Source organism: Acidimicrobiales bacterium (assembly GCA_036491125.1).
In the GTDB taxonomy this organism is placed as follows: domain Bacteria; phylum Actinomycetota; class Acidimicrobiia; order Acidimicrobiales; family AC-9; genus AC-9.
This window is the reverse complement of the sequence record DASXCO010000050.1, coordinates 1-5,084: the sequence shown is the minus strand read 5'-3', so window position 1 is coordinate 5,084 and position 5,084 is coordinate 1. Positions and strand designations below refer to the sequence as shown.

The following is a 5,084-nucleotide window of genomic DNA, read 5'->3' as shown; positions in this document are numbered from 1 at the left end:
GGCGATCACTCGAGGGACACGAGCGATTCACCTTCCGACCGTGAACACTACTCCCGGTCAGGTCCTCGTGGCACGTACGAGGCTTAAGCTGCTCGGCCATGAACGTAGGCATCCATCTGCCGCAGTACGGCCAGGTCGCCGGGCCGGACGCAATCGTTACCGCCGCTGGCGATGCCGAGAGGCTCGGGTTCGCCGATGTGTGGGTCAGCGACCATGTCGTGCATCCAGCAGCACAGAAGTACCCGTCACCGTACCTGTACGACCCACTTATGACCCTCGGGCACGCAGCCGCCGTGACCGAACGGGTGGGCCTGGGCACCAGCGTCCTGGTGGTGCCGATGCACGAGCCGGTGGCACTGGCCAATCAGCTGGCCAGCCTGGACGCCCTGTCCAAGGGACGGCTCCTGATCGCCGTGGGAGTGGGGTGGTCAGCGCCCGAGTACGCCGCCCTCGGGGCGGATTTCGCAACGAGGGGGCGGCGCCTGGATGAGGCGCTGGAGATGTTTCGGGTGCTCTGGAACGAGGACCCGGCGACGTTCGTAGGACGCTTCCGGTCCTTCGCCGACATTCGGCTCCTGCCCAAGCCCGTCGGCCGCATGCCCATCTGGGTAGGCGGCGGCGGCGAGCCGGCCTACCGCCGCGCCGTCAGGATGGGCGAGGGATTCCAACTCATCGGTGTCACGCCCGAGGAGGCGGCGCCCGTCGTCGCCCGCCTGCGATCCGAGCGCCCGGAGCCGGAGTTCACCATTTCGCTGCGCACCGGATGGGATCCCCTCGGCATGGACCGGAACCGGATCCTCGAGGAGCGCGCGGCCTATTCAGAAGTGGGCGTGCAGCATGTGATGGCTGCCCCGTGGCGCCGGAACCTGGCGGAGTGGCGAGAGGCAATGGACGTTCTGGCCGGTTTGGTCCTATGAGAGCGAGGACCCGGTCGCGAGGCGGAGAGAACCCGCCGTTATTGCGTCCATCCAGGCGCGTTCAGTCCAGCCCGCTCGATCGGGCCGGCCGCGTCGCACGCACAGCAAAGCTCTTCCGTCATCCGACGATCGGCACCGGCTCGAGCAAGCTCATCCGGCCATCTCGCCACGACGTCGGCAGTCATCAGTCGACTTCACGCTCCTTACCGGCATCAGCGTGGTTCCGGCCATCACCCGCGGGGCGAACCTCGTCCACCAGGCGCGATACATCGTCAGCGCTGGCCGCGGGGACGACCAGGGTCAGATGGTCACCTTCACGGAGGCGGGTCTGCTCGGAGACGCCTACGGCCTTTGCGTCGCGGCGGATGGCGATGAGAACCGACGACGGGGGCCACTCCAGGTCGTCGATGCGGTGACCGACGGGAGGCGCGCCGTGGCCGAGCTCCAGATCTACCACGCGGTAACCCTGGAGACGAGCGAGCTCGGGCTCGACGACAGGCTCGCCTGGTGACCTGGGCTGGGGGACGACCTGATCCGGATGTTGCTCGGCTTGGCCGACGCTGGAACCGAGTCGGGAGCTGTAGGCCAACAGCACGTCTCTCGGAGTGAGCCATCCGACGACTTGGTCCCCATCCGGGCCCAGTACGGGAAGGCCGGAGCGCTCGCCCTGAACCAAGGCTTTGAGAGCGTCGTTCAGACTCTGATCGGGGCGCAGGACCGACACCGCCCTGGCCAGCTCACCGGCGGTGGCGCCGAGGGAGTTCTCCCGCGCGGCTTCCTCCACTTGAGACGTCGTGATCGCCCCCCGGTAGTGGATGTCCTGGTCGACGACTGGGAGGGCGTCCTTGTGCTCGGCAGCCAGGCGGGCGATCACCTCGTTGAGGGGAACCTGTTCCGGAACGGCAGCGGGCACCGGTTGCATCGCGTCCGAGACGGTCATCACCTCCATCACGTTGGCCGACCGGCCCCGCATGATGTCGATGCCCCGGCGCCGAAGCTTGAGGGTGTAGATGGTGTCGCCGGAGAGCACCGTACTGAAAGCCGTGGCCACGGCGATGGCCAGCATCAGAGGGAGAATCACCCCGTAGTCACCGGTCAGCTCGAAGATGATGAGCACCGCGGTGATCGGAGCCCGAGCGGCTCCGGCGAACACCGCGCCCATACCCACCAGCCCGTAGTCGGCGGCGGGGCCCGAGACTCCAGGGATGATATGGCCCACGACTGCCCCGAAGGCCGTGCCGAGCATCGCCCCCATGAACAGGGAAGGAGCGAAGACGCCTCCCGAGCCTCCGATGGCGATGGTGAGGCTGACGGCGGCCAGCTTGCCCAGGAGCAAGACCACGAGGAACCAGGTGGCGTAGTGCCCCCCGACCCCGGCCTGCAGCACCGGGTACCCGACCCCGTACATCTCGGGCAGTCCGAGCAGCAGCAGGCCCAGCAGGAGCCCGCCGGTAGCCGGGCGAAGCCAAGTCGGCCCAGGCCAGAACCGGTCGAAGAGATCCTCCATCCCGTAGAGGACGCGGATGAACGCAACCCCCACTACCGCGGCAAGCAACCCGAGGGCTACGAAGAAGAGGTAATCCACGGGTGACGCCTGGTGAAAGCCGGGAAGGGTCAGGAAGGGATGGTTGCCGAAGGCGGCACGGCCCACCACCGCGGCAGCCACCGAGGCCAGCACCACCACACCGAAGGACTCGGTGCCGAAGTCCCGCAAGATCAGCTCGAGGGCGAAGAAGACCCCCGCGATGGGGGCGTTGAAGGTCGCCGAGATGCCCCCCGCGGCCCCGCAGGCGACGAGCACCCGCAGCCGGGACTCGGGGACCCGGACGCCTTGCCCGAGCGAGGACCCGAGGGCGGAGCCGATCTGGACGATCGGCCCCTCACGGCCGACCGAGCCCCCTCCGCCGATGCACAGGGCCGAGGCGAGGGACTTGACCGCGGCCACAGCCGGACCGATGCGCCCACCTCGCTCGGAGACAGCCAGCATGACCTCGGGGACCCCGTGGCCACGGGCCTCCTTGGCGAAACGCTGGATGATGGGTCCGTAGATGAGACCGGCGATGACCGGTACGAGGAGGAGGAACCACATGCCGAGACCCGGGAAGTGGGGACTCGGCATGTGGTCGGCGAGGCTGTAGTCGTGGCGACCGGTGAACAAGATGGTGAAGCCAAGGATGAGATAGCGGAAGGCAACCGCCCCAGCGCCTGCGCCGAGGCCCACTGCGATGGCCAGCACCGCCAGGCCCGTGGAGGTGCCCCGAAGCCAGTCGTGGACTCGCCGAGGCCAGCTGGCCGTCGTCGGCAGCGGACGTCCCACCCGAGGTCGGTGCGGGTGGCCGAGATTCACTGCCGCCGCTCGCATCCGGTCACAGCTCCCACCCGAGCGACCAGCTCTGCTCGGGAACCTCGCCGCCCGCCTCGGCCAGGAGCTGCAGCGACTCGACGAGCGAACGCTGGGCCTCGATCGGGATGGATCCGAGAAGGCGGGCGATCTCTCGCCTCCGCCGCCTGGTCACGCTGTCGACCAGACGACGGCCCTCTGCGGTGAGGGCGATCCGGACCGCCCGGCGATCCCGCCGATCGGCGCGACGGCGGACCAGGCCTTTTCGCACGAGCCGATCGCACATGCGCGTCGCGGTGGGCGGCGCGACGCCGACCCCCTCAGCGAGTTCGGCCACGCTCTGTGGCCCTCGCGAGGCCAGGACCACGAGCGATCGGTACTGAGGAAGCGTCACCTCCTCGGCGGCATCGGCGAGCGAGCGGGCGGCGATGGCCACCAGCACCCGGCTCGCGGTCAGGACGGCATCGACGACGGCGTCACGCTCCACCCTCGGCGGGGCCGGATTTGCATGCATAGGGTAATCATTGCATACGCTAGCCCCGTCGTGAGATAGCTCGGAGCGCACCGTGGCCGAGTCGTGCTCGTGTGCAGACACCGCGCGACCCGGCCGCTTGGAGCCTCTGGCTAAACACACCGCCGTCGCTTTGCGGGGTATCACCTGACGTGGAGTTGGTCGATCAGAGGTCGCATACCGGCCTGACACCGCAACTCGATCCCAACCGGAATGACCCATCGCCAGCCGTGAGGCGCCAGGTTGTCCACGGTGCCGGCAAGGACTCCGAGGGACCCGAGCGAGCTGGCCTGTCGGCACGGGGCTCGCCATATCCCCTGTCGGCGATGTGACCTACGTATGGACTTCCATCTCGCCGAGGAGGGACCAATCGTCCTGCGGCACTGTGGCGTTGATGATTCGGGGCGTCTCCACAAGGTGCGGTGGCAGGTGGCGGCGGGCGGCCGCGAAGTGATCCGACTGCACATGGGCGGCACCGGCCTGGTCGTCGCGGAAGGCCTCGACCAGCACGTACTCCGCGGGATCGTCGAGGCAGCGGGACCACTCGAACCAGAGGCATCCTTGCTCGGCTCTGGTCGCGGCGGTGAAGGCGCCGACGATCTCCGGCCAGCGATCGGCATCGTCAGGGCGGGCCCGGAACTTGGCGGTGATGAAGATCACGGAGTCAGCCTACGACCCTGGGGTCAGCCGCCTGGTATCTCGAATCCTGGCAACCAGGAGGGGTCCTGCCTCGGCGGACCGTTGGTCTCATACGGAGCGTCGATGACCTGCCAGCTGACGGTCAGTGACCTAAGAGTCTGTTGACGCAAGCACATTTTGCTCGTTTTGCTTAGGAATTGACTACGCCGAACTCTTGGGCGGGATGCGGTGTCCCCCACTGCCGGCGGTCACGGTCAGGGCCTGCCTGCTCCTTGGGGACGCTCAGTGGAGTCTTCGGGGATAGTCACTTCACCGACCGTCGAGCCAGAGGGTCCAGACCCGAACCTCCTTGACACGCAGGACCCCGCTCCTGGCCCACGGGTCCTCATCAAAGATCGACCGCAGCTCCCTCTCATCCGCAGCCTCGACTGCGAGGAGAGCGACCTCATCGTCGCTGTTGCTGCTGATCGGCCCACCGAGGACCACAACGGCTCGCTCAACCAGCCCATCGAAGAACTGGGCATGCTCGTCCCAGGCCGGTTGCTCGCGGATCCCGCAGTCGACCAGCCAGTTTGGTCCCTTTGCGGTGATGACTGCGAACACTGCCACGCTTCATTCTCTCACTGGCGATGCACAGACACGACGGTCGGAGAATCTCTCCCGGTGATGCCAAGCC

General features: G+C 67.7%; 5 protein-coding genes. 1 reads left to right on the top strand and 4 read right to left on the bottom strand.

The window, feature by feature from the left end; genetic code table 11:
• Window positions 1-98 precede the first annotated feature (98 nt).
• Window positions 99-917, top strand: coding sequence for a TIGR03619 family F420-dependent LLM class oxidoreductase (locus VGF64_03855; protein HEY1633868.1), 819 nt, complete (start codon window positions 99-101; stop codon window positions 915-917).
• 184 nt (window positions 918-1,101) lie between these two features.
• Here the strand turns inward: VGF64_03855 and VGF64_03850 are convergent, their stop codons facing one another.
• The 4 genes from VGF64_03850 to VGF64_03835 form a co-directional block, all read right to left on the bottom strand.
• Window positions 1,102-3,234, bottom strand: a complete 2,133-nt coding sequence (locus tag VGF64_03850) for a chloride channel protein (protein HEY1633867.1) — start codon at window positions 3,232-3,234, stop codon at window positions 1,102-1,104.
• Between the two features lie 49 nt (window positions 3,235-3,283).
• Window positions 3,284-3,772 carry a MarR family winged helix-turn-helix transcriptional regulator gene (locus tag VGF64_03845; GenBank protein HEY1633866.1) on the bottom strand — a complete coding sequence of 163 codons (489 nt, stop codon included), beginning with the start codon at window positions 3,770-3,772 and terminating at the stop codon, window positions 3,284-3,286.
• Window positions 3,773-4,102: 330 nt separating this feature from the next.
• Window positions 4,103-4,429, bottom strand: coding sequence for a putative quinol monooxygenase (locus tag VGF64_03840; protein HEY1633865.1), 327 nt, complete (start codon window positions 4,427-4,429; stop codon window positions 4,103-4,105).
• A gap of 288 nt (window positions 4,430-4,717) precedes the next feature.
• Window positions 4,718-5,017 carry a YciI family protein gene (locus VGF64_03835; protein ID HEY1633864.1) on the bottom strand — a complete coding sequence of 100 codons (300 nt, stop codon included), beginning with the start codon at window positions 5,015-5,017 and terminating at the stop codon, window positions 4,718-4,720.
• Window positions 5,018-5,084: the final 67 nt, after the last annotated feature.

Bases quoted from the DNA above. Each gene is read 5' to 3' on its own strand.
- VGF64_03855 (HEY1633868.1), top strand. From the start codon at position 99: ATGAACGTAGGCATCCATCTGCCGCAGTACGGCCAGGTCGCCGGGCCG.
- VGF64_03845 (HEY1633866.1), bottom strand. From the start codon at position 3,772: ATGCATGCAAATCCGGCCCCGCCGAGGGTGGAGCGTGACGCCGTCGTC.